Below are 17,080 nucleotides of genomic sequence, written 5' to 3' on the forward strand. Positions count from 1 at the left end.
CTCGACTACTGTTATGCGAAAGTTGGGCAACCCGGGTCCCATTCCTTTTGATTCAGGCCCGAGACCCCCTTAATGTAAGACAAGGATGATGACGGCTCGAATTCTGGTGGTCGACGACGACACCGCGCTTGCGGAGATGATCGGCATCGTCCTGCGCGCTGAGGGCTTCGATCCTGTCTTCTGCGGTGACGGCTCCCAGGCGCTCGCCGCGTTCCAGGCCTCCCGGCCGGAGCTCGTGCTGCTCGACCTCATGTTGCCGGGCAAGGACGGCATCGAGGTGTGTGCCGAGATCCGCGCCGAATCGGGCGTGCCGATCATCATGCTGACAGCCAAGTCGGACACGACGGATGTCGTGCGCGGGCTCGAGAGCGGAGCCGACGACTACGTTGTCAAGCCGTTCAACCCCAAGGAACTGGTCGCTCGCATCCGGACACGTCTCCGCCCGTCGCCGCAGGCCACCGTCGACACGTTGCAGGTCGGCGACCTGACCATCGACGTCGCCGGACACGAGGTGCGCCGCGGCGAGACGAAGATCAACCTGACCCCGCTCGAATTCGAGCTGCTGGTCGCGCTCGCGTCGAAGCCGCATCAGGTCTTCACCCGCGAGATGCTGCTCGAGCAGGTCTGGGGTTATCACTACAAGGCGGACACACGCCTCGTGAACGTGCACGTGCAGCGGTTGCGTGCCAAGGTCGAAGAGGACCCGGACAACCCCCGGATCGTCATGACCGTGCGCGGGGTGGGCTATCGTGCAGGCTCCAACGAATAGCGTCTCCGTTCGCCCGGTTCTCACGGATTGGCGCTCGTGGCCGCGGACGGTCGGCCGGATCTGGCGGCGCTCGCTGCAGTTCCGCACTGTCGCGATCGCCATCGTGCTCTCCGGCTTCGCGGTGACCATCGTTGGCTCCTACATGGCGGTCAGCATCGGCAACAACCTGTTCGATAGCCGGCTCGATCAGGTGCTCGCCGAATCACGCCGGGCAAGCGATCTTGCCCAGTCGATCTTCGACACCGACCTGGCAAGAGACACTGTCGACCTCGACCAGTTGAGCGGTGACGTCACGAGCACCATCCGGGGGTCGACCACCAGCCCCGGCAGCATCGGCGTCGCGATCATGCGGGTGCCTGGGCAGCAGACGCCGGTCACTTTGCAGCCGACCCAAAGCCAGGGATTCCCGGCGGAGACCATCACCCCTTCACTCCGGGAGTCCGTGGCTCAGGACACCACCGCAGAGCGGGTGTGGTGGCAGTCGGTGCAGCTGCCCGATGGCTCTCCGGGCATCGCCTCCGGGTCGCTGTTGACCGTTCCCAACGCGGGCTTCTACGAGCTGTACCTTGTCTATGACCTCGGAGACGCGCAGGAAACGCTGACGTTCGTGCAGCAGACCCTGATCATCGGCTCGCTGGTGCTGGTCGCCCTCAGCGGACTGATCACCTACTTCGTCGTGCGCCTCGTGGTCGACCCGGTGAACACCGCCGCGGAGACGAGCGAGAAGCTCGCGGCCGGTCAACTGGAGGAGCGCATCCCGGTCAAGGGTGAGGACGTGCTCGCCACCCTTGCCCGATCGTTCAACGACATGGCCGACAGCCTGCAGACCCAGATCACCCGCCTGGCCGAGCTGTCCCGCGTGCAGCAGAGGTTCGTGTCGGATGTGTCGCACGAGCTCCGGACGCCGCTCACCACCATCCGCCTCGCGGGTGACGTGCTCTACGACCAGCGCGAGAACTTCCCCCCGACGACGGCGCGCACCGCCGAATTGCTGCACACCCAGGTGGAGCGGTTCGAGGTGCTGCTCGCCGACCTGCTGGAGGTCAGCCGGTACGACGCCGGCGCGATCGAACTCGACTTGGAGTCGACCAACCTGGTGCGGCTGGTCGAAGAGTCCATCGACTCGATGAGTCTTGTCGCTGGCGAGCACGGCAGCCAGTTGCGGCTCGTGGCGAGCGGAGGCTACTTCCCGGTCGACGTCGACGCCCGTCGGGTGCGCCGGATCATGCGCAACCTCATCGGCAACGCCATCGAGCACGGCGAGGGCAAACCGATCGTCGTCACCATCGACAGCAACGAGACCGCGGTGGCCATCACCGTCCAAGACCAGGGCGCCGGCATCGCCAAGGAGCACCTCTCGCAGGTGTTCAACCGGTTCTGGCGAGCCGACCCGTCGCGACAGCGCACCATCGGCGGCACCGGCCTTGGCCTTGCCATCTCGCTCGAGGACGCCATCGTGCATGGTGGCAGGCTCGAGGTGTGGTCCGAGCCGGATGCCGGGACCTGCTTCCGGCTCACCCTTCCGCGGGAAGTCGGCACCGATCCGGGGGAGTCGCCCGTCGACCTGCCGCCTGGCAGCCCGGTCGAGGCGTTGGAGGTGGACCAGTGATGACCCGATCGACGATCGCCCGCGCGCTGCTCGCGACCGGAGCATCCGGAGCCCTGCTCGTGCTCCTGGCCGCGTGCGTCGGCATTCCCACCCAGGGAAGCGTGCAGGCAGGACCGGTCGCGGAGGAAGCAGCAGACGACGGCATCGTCTTCAACCCGTTCGGGCCCACAGCGGGGGACGACCAGCTCGGGATCCTGCAGGGCTTCGTCGCCGCGTTCAATGGTCCGAAGGGGGATTACGAGGTGGCGCGGCAGTTCCTCGCCGAGGATGTGCGGAGCGAGTGGGATCCGCGGCAGAGCGTGCTCATCCGCAGCAACGCGCCGCCGGCCTTCCGGGTCGTCGACGCGACCAATATCGAGTTCACCTTCAACACGCACGCTCAACTCGACGAGCGCGGCTACTACACCGCGAATCCGTCCGCGCAGCAGACACTGACCTACGGCTTCGTGCAGGAGGGCGGCGAGTGGCGCATCGCCGAGGCACCGAACGGCATCGTGGTGCCCGAGAGCACCTTCACCCGCATCTTCAGCCCGCACTCCATCTACTTCTACGACCTCGACCTCCGCTACCTGGTGCCCGACCAGCGGTGGTACCCGGGCGGTACCACCGCCACGCGTATCGTCTCAGCGCTCCTGCAGGGGCCGCCGGACAGGTTGCGCGGCGCGGTCGTCTCGCAGTTCCCGGAGGGCACGCAACTCGAAGCGGGCAACACGGTAGCGGTCGACGAGAACACCGCCACCGTCCCGCTCTCGTCCGAGGCCGCGGCCGCGAGTGATCGGCAGCGGCAGCTCATGCGGCTGCAATTGAGCCAGAGCCTGTCGAGCGTCTCGGGGATCACGACCGTCGACATGACGATCGGGGGCGTTCACGTACCGGTGACATCGCTGGGCGCCGACGTGCCAGAAGTGAACCCGACCGTCGACGCCCGCCCGCTGGTCCTCGTTGACGATCAGTTCGGGCACAGCTCGGGCAGCGAGCTGACCCCCATCCCCGCACTCAGCGAGAAGGTGGTCGCGCTCGGCGCCACCGCAGCGACGCTCAATGCCGCCTCGATCGCGGCGGCGGTGAGGGGGGCGGACGGATCGGTGTACGTCGCGCGCACCGGTGAACTGCCCCCGGCAGTACTCGACTCACGGCCGGGCCTGGTTTCGCCGACGATGGATGACTACGGATACGTCTGGTCGGTTCCCGCCGACATCCCGAACGGCATGATCGCGTTCGACTTCACCGGTGGGGCGAATCCCGTCGCCAGTTCCCTGCCCGCCTCATCACGCGTTGTGTCGATCGACGTCTCGCGGGACGGCACGAGGCTGGCTACCCTCCTGCAGACCCCATCCGGGGCCCGTCTCATCGTCTCGGGCATCGTCCGCGATGCCGCCCGCGGGTTCGCGCCGACCGGGCTTGTGGCGGAGCCGCTGCTCGACGCAAACCTGGAGGCGGACGTCGCAATCGACGCCACGTGGGTCGACCAGCTCAATGTCGCGACGCTCGTCGTCGACGATGTGCAACACGAGGTGGACCTGCACGAGCTCGGCGGTGTGGCCACCGAACTCGGAAGGCCAGGGCCATCCGTCGCCATCGTCGGAGGCAACGGCCGACTCGGCATCCGCGTGCTCGGCGATGACGGTGTGCTCAGCGCACCACGCGGCAGCAGTTGGCAGCGCTCCCAGCTCACCGTCCAGTTCATCGCAACCCAGCGCTGACCCGGCTTCTGCACAACTGGCCGTCGAATTCGGACGCGCCGTCGGTCGTCCCGAGTAGTGCTGGGGCATGCGTGCGAGCCTGCCTGCCCTCCGTGAAGCGGTGCTGGATGCCGTCGCTGTGCTGCTGCCAGTCGACTGCGCCGGATGTGGGGCGGCTGATCGCGCGCTGTGTTCCGGATGCCGGCGTGCGCTCGCCGCGGGCGACCACCGGCATCCGCTCGCCGACGGGACACCGGTGCACAGCGCGCTGCTCTACGAGGCGCAGGTGCGCACCGCCATCCTGGCGTTCAAGGAGCTGGGCAGAACTGACATCGCGCGAGCGCTTTCGGTGCCTTTGGCGCACACCCTTCACCGGGTGGCCGCCCGCACCGGCCCGGTGGAACTGGTGGTCGTGCCGACGACCCGCGCGGCGTGGCGACGGCGCGGCTACGATCCGGTGCCACTGCTTCTCGCCCAGGCGAGGCTGCACCCGGCGCGTGTGCTGCGACGCGTGCGTGCGACCGGCACCCAGAAGGCACTCGGCACCGAGGCGCGGAGTGCGAACCGCGCCGGGTCGCTGGCCGCTCGGGGCTCCCTGATGGGACGCCGATTCATCGCCGTCGACGATGTCATGACCACCGGCGCGACCCTCGACGAGGTCGTGCGCGCGGTCACCGAAGCTGGGGGCGAAGTAGTGGCCGGGGTGACCCTCGCCTACACTCCGAGGCTGTTCGCCCCTAGCAGTTGAACGCATCCGAAACACGTGGTGACTTCTTCAGATGAGAGGGCTACGGTGTGAGGACAGAAGGCGCGAATCGCCTGGTCACCCTGGGCGACGCGCAGTGGAGACAAGGGGAGGACGCAATGGACACTGCCATCAACGGGCTCGGCGCCGGGATCACGGATCGCTTCCGTGACTACGTCAACGAAAAGGCTGCAAAGGTCTCCCTTCTTGCCGAACGCGCTCTCGCGTTCGAGGTGAAGGTCTCCCGGCACAACGAGAAGAACGGCTCGAACGGCGACGATCGTGTCGAATTGACGCTCATCGGTCCTGGCCCGCTGGTGCGGGCAGAGGCCGCGGGCGCCGACAAGTACGTCGCGTTCGATCTGGCATTCGACAAGTTGATGGAACGAATCCGCCGGGCCAAGGACCGGCAGAAGGCTCACCGTGGTAAGCGTGGGCCGCGATCGTTGCGTGAGGCCAGCGCCACGGGCTTCACCGGAGTCGACGTGACTCCCGCGACGGCGGATGTGTTGGAGCAGGTGGCGACCGGCTCCGTCCCCGTTATGGAGGCGGAAGCGGAGGAAGAAGAGGACTGGAGCCCGGTCGTCATCCGGTCCAAGGTGTTCCCCGCGACCCCGATGACCGTCGACGACGCCCTGTACCGGATGGAGCTCGTCGGACACGACTTCTATCTCTTCATCGACGCGACATCCGACCGGCCCAGCGTGGTCTACCGGCGCAAGGGGTGGGACTACGGAGTGATCGGACTGGATCTGGAGAACACGAGCGCGGCGGCCGCGGGAGGCTCGCGCGGACGCTGACAGGAAGCGCACAGGCAACCCAGCCACCGCGGAGGGTCACGCCGGTGCGGCGGGTTAGTCTTAGGTAACGCTAAGATTTCACCGCCGCATCGGCGTGCCGGTGTGCCCTCCCCGACGATACGCAAATTGGAGTGACTCGGTGGCCAATGTTCTCGAACGCGTCCTTCGTTCCGGCGAGGGACGGCTGTTGCGACGCCTGCAGCGCTACGCGCAGGCTGTCAACGCCCTAGAAGACGACTTCAAGGAGCTCACCGACGACGAGCTCCGCAACGAGACGGTCGAGTTGCGCGAACGCTACTCGAACGGCGAATCCCTCGACGACCTGCTGCCGGAGGCGTTCGCCGCGGTGCGCGAAGCATCCGTGCGCACCATCGGCCTCAGGCACTTCGACGTGCAGCTCATGGGCGGCGCGGCCCTGCACCTCGGCAACATCGCCGAGATGAAGACCGGTGAGGGCAAGACCCTGGTGGCGACCCTCGCGGCCTACCTCAACGCGATCGCCAGCCGTGGCGTGCACATCGTCACGGTTAACGACTACCTCGCGACCTACCAGTCGGAGCTGATGGGGCGCATCTTCCGTGCGCTCGGCATGACGACCGGATGCATCGTGTCCGGTCAGACGCCGGCGCAGCGGCGCGAGGAGTACGCCGCCGACATCACCTACGGCACCAACAACGAGTTCGGCTTCGACTACCTGCGCGACAACATGGCGTGGCAGGCGAGCGACATGGTGCAGCGTGGCCACCACTTCGCGATCGTCGACGAGGTGGACTCGATCCTCATCGACGAGGCCCGTACGCCGCTCATCATCTCCGGCCCGTCCTCTGGCGAGGCGAACCGCTGGTTCACCGAGTTCGCGCAGATCGCCAAGCGGCTCAGCGCCGGCACCGACTTCGAGGTCGACGAGAAGAAGCGCACGGTCGGTGTGCTCGAACCGGGCATCGAGAAGGTCGAGGACTACCTCGGCATCGACAACCTGTACGAGTCGGCCAACACGCCGCTGATCTCGTTCCTCAACAACGCGATCAAGGCATCCGCCCTGTTCAAGCGCGACAAGGACTACGTCGTGATGAACGGCGAGGTGCTCATCGTCGACGAGCACACCGGACGCATCCTGGTCGGGCGCCGCTACAACGAGGGCATCCACCAGGCCATCGAGGCCAAGGAGGGTGTCGCGGTCAAGGCCGAGAACCAGACTCTCGCGACCGTGACGCTGCAGAACTACTTCCGGCTGTACAACAAGCTCTCGGGCATGACGGGTACGGCCGAGACCGAGGCCGCCGAGTTCATGGGCACCTACAAGCTGGGCGTCATCCCGATCCCGACCAACCGGCCGATGGTGCGCATGGACCAGTCGGACCTCGTCTACAAGAACGAGCAGGCGAAGTTTGGGCAGGTCGTCGAGGACATCGCGGGTCGGCACGAGAAGGGCCAGCCGATCCTGGTCGGCACGACGAGCGTCGAGAAGAGCGAGTACCTCTCCAAGCTGCTCGCCAAGCGCGGCATCAAGCACGAGGTGCTGAACGCGAAGAACCACGCTCGAGAGGCCGCGATCGTCGCGCAGGCCGGACGGCTCGGGGCGGTGACGGTCGCGACCAACATGGCCGGCCGCGGTACCGACATCATGCTCGGCGGCAACGCCGAGTTCCTGGCCGTCTCGGAGCTGAACGCGCAGGGACTCAGCCCGTCCGAGACTCCGGAAGAGTACGAGGCAGCCTGGGACGGTGTGTTCGAGCGCATCAAGGGACAGGTCGAGATCGAGGCGCAGAAGGTGCGCGACGTCGGCGGTCTCTACGTGCTCGGCACCGAGCGCCACGAGTCCCGCCGCATCGACAACCAGCTGCGCGGTCGCTCCGGCCGTCAGGGTGACCCGGGGGAGAGCCGCTTCTACCTGTCGCTCACCGACGACCTAATGCGCCTGTTCAACTCCGGCGCGGCGGAGGCGCTCATGGGGCGCAGCAACGTCCCGGATGACCTGGCGATCGAGTCGAAGGTCGTCAGCCGCGCGATCAAGAGCGCACAGTCGCAGGTCGAGGCGCGCAACGCGGAGATCCGCAAGAACGTGCTGAAGTACGACGACGTGCTCAACCGGCAGCGTGAGGCGATCTACGCCGACCGCCGGCACATCCTCGAGGGCGACGACCTGCACGACCGGGTCCAGAGCTTCCTTGACGATGTGATCAACGAGGTGCTCGACGAGCACACCGCCGAGGGTCACGCGGACGACTGGGACCTCGACGCCCTGTGGACCGAGCTGAAGACCCTCTACCCGATCTCCATCACGATCGACGAGCTGTTCACCGAGGCCGGTTCGCGCGGCAAGGTCACGCGCGCGCTGCTCGGCGAGGAGATCCTGTCGGATGCGAAGCTCGCCTACCAGCGTCGCGAGGAGGAGCTCGGCAGCCAGGCTATGCGCGAACTCGAGCGCCGCGTGGTGCTGAGTGTCATCGACCGTCGCTGGCGCGACCACCTCTACGAGATGGACTACCTCAAGGACGGCATCGGCCTGCGTGCGATGGCGCAGCGCGACCCGCTGGTCGAGTACCAGCGTGAGGGCTTCGCGCTGTTCCAGAACATGATGGGGCAGATCCGCGAAGAGACCGTCGGCTTCCTGTTCAACCTCGAGGTCGAGGTGTCCGGCGCCGGAGGCACCGCGGTGGCGGCGAAGGGTCTCGGCGGCACGGCCGCGGCGACCGAGCGCCTCAGCTACTCGGCGCCGAGCGCCGACGGTGGTGTCGAGGTGCGCAACCAGCGGGGACAGCTCGAGCACGCCGCGACCGCAAAGGCGCAGGCCGCCCAGCAGTCGCAGGTGAGCCCGACGTTCTCCGGTGCGCAGCAGGCCCAGCAGGGTCAGCAGGGGGAGCGCGGGGCCTTCGGTCAGCGCCCGGCGGGATCACCGCAGGCACAGCCGCCGGTGAACCGCGCGCAGCGTCGGGCACAGGACAAGAAGAAGGGCCGCTAGCCCGGTTCCGTTCCGTTCCGGACATCCGTGCTGGTGCGCCGCTCCGCGCCCGTTGCGGACATCCGCTACCGGCGCACCGGGCGCGGCTGTCCGGAACCGTCGCGGAACGTGCGCGGATGCCGTCAGAGCACGTTGATCGCGGTTGCCCGCCAGCGGCTGTCTAGACCCTCCAGCCGGAGTGCGACCGCGCGCACGCGCGCCTTGCCCCGCACCACCACGACCGCCTCGACGACGCCGTCGCGGGGTTCGCAGACCAGAGTTGAGCCGATCGCGAAACTGGGGCGGACCACCGGGCGACCCTTCACCTGGCGCGCCCGCGCCGACAGCACGACACGCTTCAGCAGGTGGCGGTAGACATCGTCGCTCACCCAGCGGGCGATCTGGTCGAGGTCACGCGCGCCAGCCAGGATCTCGATGACACAGCGGGTGAGATTCTCGATGAGCGGTTCGGGGCTCGGCAGATTCTCTCGCGGTGTGGGCTGAAGCCCGAAGTACTCGTCGTTCTGGCGGGACCGCGGCGTTGACGCGATCGGTACGGCATGCGCTGCCGGTCCTGCTCCAACTGCTTCAGTCATGCTCGGCTCCGTCTTCTCACGGGAACTCGCCGTTCTGCCCCCGAATGGGGGATGTATCGGACACTAAAACAGACAGATGCCCACCTTGTCGATGCCCCCGAAACGGGGCTGTGGATAACCTGCTTCGGATGTCGGTGCCGCGCTCTACCGTCGCCTCATGCGCTGGGACAACCTCTTCGACGACCTTGAGAGCCAACTCGAGCACGAGCTCGCGGCCGAAGAGGTCGACCTGAAAGGCGAAGAGGAACGCCTCCGCATCGGGCGACTCGCCCTCCGCGATCGGCTGCTCGCCATCCACGACGCCTCCGGTGGCGACCCGTATCTGCTGCGGCTCGTGCTGACCGACGGCAGGACCATCGCGGTCCGACCGCGTAGCTTCGGCAAGGACTGGCTGACCGCCGAGCTCGTCGATGATGCGCGGCAGCAAACGCAGTGCGTGATCCCGTTGTGGGCCGTCGCCAGCATCGTCGTCGATCGCGCGCAGGTCGATCAGAGTCTGATCGAGCCGGTCGGCGGCACGCCCGTGCTCTCCGGCCGGCTCAGCCTGACCTTCGTGCTGCGCGACCTCGCCCGCCGTCGCTGCTCGCTCGAATTGCAGGTGGGGGCCGCCGTCATCCACGGCACCATCGACCGGGTCGGCCGGGACCACTTCGATGTCGCCGTTCACGAACCGGGTAGCGCCCGACGCGAGCGCGATGTGCTGCAGTATCGGCTGGTGCCGCTGCATCAGCTCCTGCTGGTGCGGCTGTAGGCGTCGCCGAACGCCAGCTCGGTGACATTGGAGAACTCCGCCTGGTTCCACAGTCCGCTGCGCCTGGCCTCTTCGTATCGCGTCTCGATGTAGGCCTCGAGCACGGCCCGCTCAATGCGCCATTGGCCGCGGCCGCCGACCTTGATGGCGGGAAGTTCACCCGACCGCACCAATGCGTAGGCCTGATTGACCGAGACGTTCAGGATCTCGGCGGTGTCGGCGATGGTCAGGAACCGCGCGAGCGCGTCGCCAGCATCGGTGTCGGTCATGCCTCGATTATGGGCCGGGGCGCACGGTCGGAACCGGGCTGTGGATAACTTCACGCACGCGTCTGGCGCAGGTAACACGATGGACTCTCACAGGGACGTGCGGCCGGATGCGGAGGGGCGATGCGAGAACGCACTGTGAAGGACGAGAGGCGCAAGTCGTTCTGGTTCGACGCCCGCTTTGCCATAGGGATCGGCCTTGTCGTCGTCTCGGTGGTCGCCGTCTTCGGGATCGTGACGGCTGCCGACCAGAGCGTGCAGGTCTATGCGGCCGGCGGCCCGTTGACTCCCGGTGACCGGATCACCGAGGCGGATCTCGTCGTCGAGAGCGTGCGGCTCGGCGGTGCCGCCGGCGACTACCTGGCTGCGGAGGAACTGCCGGATGGCGGCCTGGTGGTCGTGCGCAGTGTTGACAAGGGTGAACTGGTGCCGATGTCGGCGATCGGGGACCCGGGCGGCCTACGCGTGGCATCCGTCGTCGTCACCGTGAGCGGCCAGCTGTCGCGAGCGGTCGGCCCCGCCGCGGTGGTAGACATCTGGGCAGCCGATGAGGTGGAGAACGGCCTGTTCGGCCCACCCGCGGTGCTGGTCGGCTCGGCAACGGTCGTGCGGATCCTCGAGGAGAGCGGCATCATCGCGGACGGTCGTGGCACCGCCGTTGAGGTGCTCGTGCCGCGTGAACGCATCGCGCGCGTGCTCGAGGCCGTCGCGAACGGGGATGCGATCGCGCTCGTGCCGGTGAGCCTTCCGGTCGGGGACTGACGTGAAGAAGGTCGCCGTGGCCCTGCCGGCGGAGCTCCAGAACTGGTTCGTCGGCGAACTCGCCCGACACGGGTACGAACTCGTCGCGCGCGTCGATGACGCGGACGCCCTCTCGGCGGTGCTCGCATCCTCCGCCCCGGACTTCGCGATCGTCGCCGCGGCGTTGCTGGACGCGAGTTTGGTCGCCGCGAGTGATGACGCCGGAGTCCGGATGATTGTGCTCACCAGCACGGAAGCGGAGCGTACCGTCGTGGCGGGGCTGGGCATCCGCGAGGTCGTTCCGGCGACCGCCGCCTGGCCGGAGATCGAGGCGCTGCTGGTCGGAGCCGAGCAGGCTCCGGCACCATCGCATCCGGTGCGGGGCCAGGTGATCGCGGTGTGGGGACCGGCAGGCGCACCCGGCCGAACCTCGCTCGCGATCGGCATCGCCGCCGAGCTGGCCGCGGCCGGGCACTCTGTGGCGCTCGCCGACGCCGACACGCACAGCGGGTCCGTTGCGCCCGCGCTCGGGCTGCTCGACGAAGCGCCGGGGTTCGCGGCAGCCTGCCGCCTGGCGGGCACCGGCGCCCTCGACCGCAACGAGCTCGAACGCGTCGGCCAGCGCTACCGCTCCGGGCACGGCAGCTTCTGGGTGCTCACCGGCATCGGCCGCGCCAGCCGGTGGCCTGAGCTCTCCGCCCAGCGGGTGGTGTCGGTCATCGCCCACTGCCGCGACTGGGTCGACTACACGGTGCTCGACACGGGCTTCAGCCTCGAGAACGACGAGGAGATCTCCAGCGACCTGTTCGCCCCGCGCCGCAACGCCGCGACCATCAGCGCGCTGCGCGAGGCCGACCGGGTCATCGCGGTCGGAGCGGCAGATCCGGTCGGGCTGTCACGCTTTCTCCGCGCCCACGTCGACCTGGTGGAGATGGTCGATGCCGAGCGGATCACCGTCGTGATGAACAAGCTGCGCTCGAGCGTCATCGGCCTGAACCCGGCAGGCCAGGTCGAACAGACGCTGCAGCGCTTCGGTGGCATCAGCGGGGCGGTCATGATCCCTTTCGATCAGGCGGCGTTCGACGCGGCAATGCTCTCCGGACGGTCGCTCCCGGATGCCGTGGCCAAGTCGCCGGCGCGAACGGCGATCGCGAAGCTGGTGGCGGCGCGCATCCTGCCGCCGGAGCGCGATGGCTTGCGGCGGCGTCGGGCACGCCAGCGTCTGGAACGGGTGCCCTAGCTCGCGCACTGCCCGTACGCTGGAGGCAATGGACAGGACCAGCTGGCAGGACTTCGACCAGCTGCGGGGCGCGGCGATCGGCGCCCTGCGCGGCACGGTGCTGGAACTCGGGGCGGGCAGCGGCGCCAACTTCGAGGAACTCGCGCCGGGCGTTCGCTGGATCGGCCTCGAGCCGTCCGTCTCCGCTCGCCGGGAATTGCGACGCAACGCCACCGGGCACGGTCACACCGAGCGGCTGGCGGCGAGAACATCCCGCTCGAGGACGGGAGCGTTGACGCGGTCTTCTCCACCTACGTGCTGTGCTCGGTCGATGACGTCGACCGGGTGCTGCGCGAGGTGCGGCGCGTCCTGAAACCCGGCGGCACCGCACTCTTCATCGACCACGTCGCTGCCCCGCCGCAGACCTGGCGTCGGCGCCTGCAGGACCTGGCCAGTCCGATCACCCGACGGGTCTCCGGATGCCGGTGGAACCGCGACGTGACCGCGGCGGTTGAAGCATCCGGGCTCGAGACGGTCAGACTCGACCGGCGCGATGTGGCGAGCGGCAGGCTGACACTCGCGGTGCCGTGCACGATTCACGAAGTGGTGAACCCGTGAGGGGGTCGGCGGCCCACCTGACATAGGCGCCCGGCGCGAGCCGTTAGCCTTGAACGCGTGTCAACGCTCTCCGAACTGGTGCAGTCCCACACGCGTTCCAGCGAAGCGGACATCGAATGGCTCCATCTGCTCGTCAGCGACCTGCAGCTTCTGGCCGACCTCGCGTTCGCTGATCTGGTGCTGTGGGTGCCCACGACGACGGACGACAGCTTCGTGGCGGTGGCGCACTCGCGACCCTCAAGCTCGGCGACGTTGTTCTACCGCGACTTCGTCGGCCTGCCGATCAAGCTCGAGTGGCGCGATCAGGTGACCGAGGCGTTCGCGACCGCGAAGATCATCGACCTGTCCACACCGGACTGGTACGAGGAGACGCCGACGCGCGTGCGTGCGGTTCCGGTGATGCGCCGACTGAATCCGAGCGGCGCTGCGACCACGGATCAGCCGATCGCTGTGCTGACCCGGCACACCAACCTGAGCGAGGCGCGGACGCCGAGCCGCCAGGAACTGACGTTCAACGAGTGCGGTAACGAACTGTTCGGGATGATTGCGGCCGGCGACTTCCCGGATCTCGGCGCGCCGACCGGGCCGCGCCGTGGCGCACCGCGCGCATCCGACGGCCTGCTGCGGCTCGATGTCGACGGCAACGTCACCTTCGCGAGCCCGAACGGACTGTCCGCGTTCAACCGGATGGGGTTCGACGGCGAGCTGGAGGGCGAGTCGCTGGCCGAGGTGACCGCAGGGCTGATCGGCAACGGCGACACCGTCGATGAGTCGCTGCCGTTGGTGGTCACCGGCCGCGCGCCGTGGCGCACCGACATCGAAGCGCGCGGCGTCACGGTGTCGCTGCGGACGATCCCGATCCGCAAGCTGGGGGAGCGCGTCGGCGCGATCGTGCTGTGCCGCGACGTCACCGAACTGCGTCACCACGAGCAGGAACTGCTGACCAAGGATGCCACCATCCGGGAGATCCACCACCGGGTGAAGAACAACCTGCAGACGGTGGCTTCGCTGCTGCGCATCCAGGCCCGACGGTCGCACTCGGACGAGGCGCGTGAATCGCTGACGCACGCGATGCGGCGGGTCGCGGCGATCGCGGTGGTGCACGACACCCTCAGCGAAGGGCTGTCGCAGAATGTGAACTTCGACGCGGTGTTCGACCGGGTACTGCTGCTGATCGCCGAGATCGCCTCGAGCCACAACACGAAGGTGCACCCGAGGTTCACCGGCAGCTTCGGCGAGCTGCCGAGCGCGTACGCCACGCCGCTCGCGCTGGCCCTCACTGAGTTGGTCACCAACGCGGTCGAGCACGGACTTGCCGGGCGCGAGGGCGAGGTCGAGATCGTCGCGACCCGGACGGATGAGCTGCTGAGCGTTAAGGTGCGCGACGACGGCAGCGGCCTGCCGGAGGGCAAGGTTGGCTCTGGGCTCGGCACGCAGATCGTCCGGACCCTGATCCAGGGCGAGCTCGGCGGCACCATCGATTGGCACACGGTGCTCGGAAGCGGCACCGAAGTGACCATCGACGTGCCGCTCAGCTGGCTGAACAAGCACTAGGTGCTCGGTCGGGCCGAGCCGGTGCAGCTGGGCATCCGGCGTCCTGTTATGGAGGACATCCCTTGTTATGCAGGACATCCCACGGCAAACGGCCCCGGATGCCCATGCTCAGGCGGCAAACCCGCCGAAAGTCCTGCACAACAGTGAGGGCCGGGTCAGAGCCGGATGCGACGCGTCAGGAGGAGATCAGGATGCGCGGCGGGCGCGTGCGGCGCGGCGCTTGAGCGCGCGGCGCTCGTCTTCGCTCAGGCCGCCCCAGACACCGGAGTCCTGGTTGGTGTCCATCGCGTACTGGAGGCACTGTTCGCTGACGGTGCAGCGGGCGCAAACCGACTTCGCCTTTTCGATCTGGTCGACCGCCGGTCCGGTGTTCCCCACGGGGAAGAAGAGTTCGGGGTCTGCGGTGAGGCAAGCGGCTTTGTCGCGCCAGTCCATGCTGTAGTGCTCCTTAGGTGCGGGTGAATACAAAGATCAAGGGCCTTGATGAGGCGGGTGATTGGATTCGTATTGGGAAAGCCCACCGCACTGTGAGCGACAAAACGACCTCAAATAGACTCTCATAAGCCCCCCGCCAAATCAATAGTTTTGTATTGGATTATCACTGTGAGCGAACACGTCGAGAGCCGGCCTTCTGGTGAGGGTTCGCCACGAAAGTCGGTTGCGTTGCGGTTTCTGGTCGGGTTGCTCTTCCTCGAGTGTGTGATGCTCGCGGCCGCAGCGGTGTTCCTGCTCTTCGAGTTGCTGACCGAACGGCCGGCCTCGTATGCGAGTGCCGTCGCGATTTTGGTGCTCACCCTCATCGCGGCGATCTGGTTGGCTTTCACCGCCGTCAGCACGCTGCGCGGGCACGCGTGGGTGCGTGGTGCGATCGTCGTCTGGCAGGTGCTCCAGCTCGGTCTGGCGATCGGCAGCTTCCAGGGTCTGTTCGCCCGTCCCGACATCGGATGGCTGCTGGCGATCCCGGCGGTGCTCGTGCTGGTGCTGCTGTTCACCAAGTCCGTGATGGCGGCGACTGCACGCCGCGACGCCTGACTCTCAGGCGGCGACACCCAGCTTCTTGCGCAACATCGCAACGTGGCCGGTGGCCTTCACGTTGTAGAGCGCCTGCTCGATGCGGCCGTCCTCGCCGATGACGAAGGTCGAGCGGATGGTGCCGGTCACCGGCTTGCCGTAGAGCTGCTTCTCGCCCCACGCGCCGTAGGCCGTGTGCACGTCCAGCCCGGGGTCGGAGAGCAGCGGGAAGGTCAGGTGCTCCTCGTCGCGGAACTTCTGCAGCGCCGGCAGCTCGTCCTTGGAGACGCCGAGCACGCGGTAACCTGCGGCAACCAGAGAGTTCAGATTGTCGCGGAAGTCGCACGCCTGGGTGGTGCATCCGGGGGTGGATGCGGCGGGGTAGAAGTAGACGATCACCTTGGAACCCGCGTGGTCGGCAAGGGACACCTGGTTGCCGTCCTGGTCGGTCAGCGTGAACTGCGGCGCGCTGTCTCCGGGCTCCAAGCGGGTGGCATCCGTCATCGTGGCGATCTCCTTGGGTGGTGCGAACTGGGTCCGCTTCTCATGCTAATCTTGATCTCCGGCTCCGGGTTTCGCGCCCAGTGTCGAGCACCTCTAGCTCAATTGGCAGAGCAACTGACTCTTAATCAGTGGGTTCCGGGTTCAAGTCCCGGGGGGTGTACCAATCAGGAACCGCAACGGGTCGTTCACCTGCCGTAACGCCTGCCCAGCTTCGCGCCGTCACACGCGACGGGCGGCCCGGCGGCCGTGGAAGGATGGGAAGGTGTTGACGTCCCTTCCAATCCTTGACCTTTCCCGCCTTGATGCGGGTGCCGATGAAGCGGCCGCGTTCCTAGCGGACCTCCGTGATGTCACACACGAGGTCGGGTTCTTCTACCTCGTCGGCCACGGCGTCGAACAGGGTCTGATCGACGAGCTCTTGACCGTCTCGCGCCGCTTCTTCGAGCTTCCAATCGAGGAGAAGCTTGAGATCGAGAACGTTCACAGCCCTCAGTTCCGGGGTTACACCCGGGTGGGTGGGGAGCGAACGCATGGGGATGTGGACTGGCGGGAACAGATCGACATCGGGGTCGAGCGGGCCGCAGTCGAGCCGGGTCCGGGCGTCCCGGAATATTGGCGGCTTGAGGGCCCAAACCTGTGGCCGAAATCGCTGCCGGAGCTTCAGGACATTGCCGCCCGCTGGAATGAGCAACTCGGCGAACTGGCCATGCGCCTCCTGCGGGCTTGGGCGGCATCCCTTGGGTCGCCCGAGCATGTCTTCGATCATGCGTTCGCCAGCAGGCCGTTTTCCGCGATGAAGATCGTCCGCTACCCGGGAGAATCGGATCCGACACTCACACAGGGAGTTGGAGCACACCGCGACGGCGGCGTACTGACGCTTCTGCTCGTAGAACCGAACAAGGGCGGCTTGCAAGTCGAGCACGACGGCGATTGGATTGATGCACCGCCCGTTCCTGGCGCGTTCATTGTGAACATCGGCGAGATGCTCGAACTGGCAACCGGCGGCTATCTCAAGGCCACTCTGCACCGGGTGGTGTCACCGCCTGCTGGCTCCGACCGGATATCGATTCCATTCTTCTTCAATCCCGCCCTCGACACGGTCATGCCCCGGCTGGAGCTCAGTTCGGAGATAGCGGCACAAGCTCGGGGCTTGTCCCTCGATCCGACGAACAGCCGGATATTGGAGACCTACGGAGACAACGCGCTCCGGTACCGGCTACGCGCCCATCCCAACGTCGCCGAAGTCCATCATCGGGATCTCGCCTCGTAGAGTG

General features: G+C 67.2%; 17 protein-coding genes and 1 tRNA gene. 14 read left to right on the forward strand and 4 right to left on the reverse strand.

Translation table 11 applies throughout. From position 1 onward, the window contains the following. Window positions 1–88 precede the first annotated feature (88 nt). The 6 genes from mtrA (at window position 89) to secA (ending at window position 8,567) form a co-directional block, all read left to right on the forward strand. A complete protein-coding gene (gene mtrA, locus IRG63_RS13020) occupies window positions 89–769 on the forward strand; it encodes an MtrAB system response regulator MtrA (protein ID WP_168626486.1) in 681 nt (226 codons plus the stop codon). Then, window positions 750–2,378: an MtrAB system histidine kinase MtrB gene (gene mtrB, locus IRG63_RS13025; RefSeq protein ID WP_349236140.1), complete on the forward strand. Its 1,629-nt coding sequence runs from the start codon at window positions 750–752 to the stop codon at window positions 2,376–2,378. The genes mtrA and mtrB overlap by 20 nt, the downstream gene beginning before the upstream one ends. Next, the gene (locus IRG63_RS13030; RefSeq protein ID WP_193510383.1) at window positions 2,378–4,081 is read left to right on the forward strand and encodes an LpqB family beta-propeller domain-containing protein; all 1,704 of its coding nucleotides are present in this window, start codon (window positions 2,378–2,380) and stop codon (window positions 4,079–4,081) included. Before mtrB ends, IRG63_RS13030 begins: the two co-directional genes overlap by 1 nt. A 67-nt stretch (window positions 4,082–4,148) precedes the next feature. Further along, window positions 4,149–4,808, forward strand: a complete 660-nt coding sequence (locus IRG63_RS13035; protein WP_168626488.1) for a ComF family protein — start codon at window positions 4,149–4,151, stop codon at window positions 4,806–4,808. A gap of 116 nt (window positions 4,809–4,924) precedes the next feature. Then, window positions 4,925–5,605 carry a ribosome hibernation-promoting factor, HPF/YfiA family gene (gene hpf / locus IRG63_RS13040; RefSeq protein ID WP_168626489.1) on the forward strand — a complete coding sequence of 227 codons (681 nt, stop codon included), beginning with the start codon at window positions 4,925–4,927 and terminating at the stop codon, window positions 5,603–5,605. A gap of 139 nt (window positions 5,606–5,744) precedes the next feature. After that, window positions 5,745–8,567, forward strand: a complete 2,823-nt coding sequence (gene secA, locus IRG63_RS13045; protein ID WP_193510384.1) for a preprotein translocase subunit SecA — start codon at window positions 5,745–5,747, stop codon at window positions 8,565–8,567. 122 nt (window positions 8,568–8,689) lie between these two features. On the opposite strand, the gene IRG63_RS13050 is transcribed toward secA, so the two are convergent. Next, window positions 8,690–9,142 (reverse strand): Rv3235 family protein, encoded by a 453-nt coding sequence (locus IRG63_RS13050; protein ID WP_168626491.1) that lies wholly within the window; start codon window positions 9,140–9,142, stop codon window positions 8,690–8,692. Between the two features lie 157 nt (window positions 9,143–9,299). On the opposite strand from IRG63_RS13050, the gene IRG63_RS13055 reads away from it, so the two are divergent. Then, a complete protein-coding gene (locus tag IRG63_RS13055) occupies window positions 9,300–9,893 on the forward strand; it encodes a hypothetical protein (RefSeq protein ID WP_168626492.1) in 594 nt (197 codons plus the stop codon). Here the strand turns inward: IRG63_RS13055 and IRG63_RS13060 are convergent. After that, complete coding sequence (locus IRG63_RS13060; protein ID WP_168626493.1) at window positions 9,869–10,162, reverse strand: helix-turn-helix domain-containing protein; 294 nt, start codon at window positions 10,160–10,162, stop codon at window positions 9,869–9,871. The two genes, IRG63_RS13055 and IRG63_RS13060, sit on opposite strands and share 25 nt — an antisense overlap. Window positions 10,163–10,282: 120 nt before the next feature. Here IRG63_RS13060 and IRG63_RS13065 point away from each other — a divergent pair, with 120 nt between their 5' ends. The 4 genes from IRG63_RS13065 to IRG63_RS13080 all read left to right on the forward strand — a co-directional run bounded on the left by IRG63_RS13065 (window position 10,283) and on the right by IRG63_RS13080 (window position 14,291). After that, window positions 10,283–10,921 (forward strand): SAF domain-containing protein, encoded by a 639-nt coding sequence (locus IRG63_RS13065; RefSeq protein WP_168626494.1) that lies wholly within the window; start codon window positions 10,283–10,285, stop codon window positions 10,919–10,921. Between the two features lies 1 nt (window position 10,922). Further along, window positions 10,923–12,140, forward strand: coding sequence for a regulator (locus IRG63_RS13070; RefSeq protein WP_193510385.1), 1,218 nt, complete (start codon window positions 10,923–10,925; stop codon window positions 12,138–12,140). A gap of 195 nt (window positions 12,141–12,335) precedes the next feature. Then, entirely contained in the window at window positions 12,336–12,737 is a 402-nt protein-coding gene (locus IRG63_RS13075) for a class I SAM-dependent methyltransferase (RefSeq protein ID WP_370566273.1), read from the forward strand. Window positions 12,738–12,794: 57 nt separating this feature from the next. Next, entirely contained in the window at window positions 12,795–14,291 is a 1,497-nt protein-coding gene (locus tag IRG63_RS13080) for a PAS domain-containing sensor histidine kinase (protein ID WP_168626497.1), read from the forward strand. A gap of 186 nt (window positions 14,292–14,477) precedes the next feature. On the opposite strand, the gene IRG63_RS13085 is transcribed toward IRG63_RS13080, so the two are convergent. Next, window positions 14,478–14,726, reverse strand: a complete 249-nt coding sequence (locus IRG63_RS13085; protein WP_168626498.1) for a WhiB family transcriptional regulator — start codon at window positions 14,724–14,726, stop codon at window positions 14,478–14,480. 168 nt (window positions 14,727–14,894) lie between these two features. On the opposite strand from IRG63_RS13085, the gene IRG63_RS13090 reads away from it, so the two are divergent. Continuing rightward, a complete protein-coding gene (locus IRG63_RS13090; RefSeq protein ID WP_168626499.1) occupies window positions 14,895–15,323 on the forward strand; it encodes a hypothetical protein in 429 nt (142 codons plus the stop codon). Between the two features lie 3 nt (window positions 15,324–15,326). Here the strand turns inward: IRG63_RS13090 and bcp are convergent, their stop codons facing one another. Continuing rightward, complete coding sequence (bcp, locus tag IRG63_RS13095) at window positions 15,327–15,806, reverse strand: thioredoxin-dependent thiol peroxidase (protein ID WP_193510387.1); 480 nt, start codon at window positions 15,804–15,806, stop codon at window positions 15,327–15,329. 87 nt (window positions 15,807–15,893) lie between these two features. Here bcp and IRG63_RS13100 point away from each other — a divergent pair. Both IRG63_RS13100 and IRG63_RS13105 read left to right on the forward strand, forming a co-directional pair. Next, window positions 15,894–15,969 (forward strand) — tRNA-Lys (locus IRG63_RS13100). Window positions 15,970–16,068: 99 nt separating this feature from the next. Beyond that, a complete protein-coding gene (locus tag IRG63_RS13105; RefSeq protein ID WP_370566269.1) occupies window positions 16,069–17,076 on the forward strand; it encodes an isopenicillin N synthase family dioxygenase in 1,008 nt (335 codons plus the stop codon). The last annotated feature ends 4 nt before the right edge of the window (window positions 17,077–17,080 follow it).

The sequence above is a fragment of the Cryobacterium sp. BB736 genome (assembly GCF_014980265.1).
Classification (GTDB): domain Bacteria; phylum Actinomycetota; class Actinomycetes; order Actinomycetales; family Microbacteriaceae; genus Terrimesophilobacter.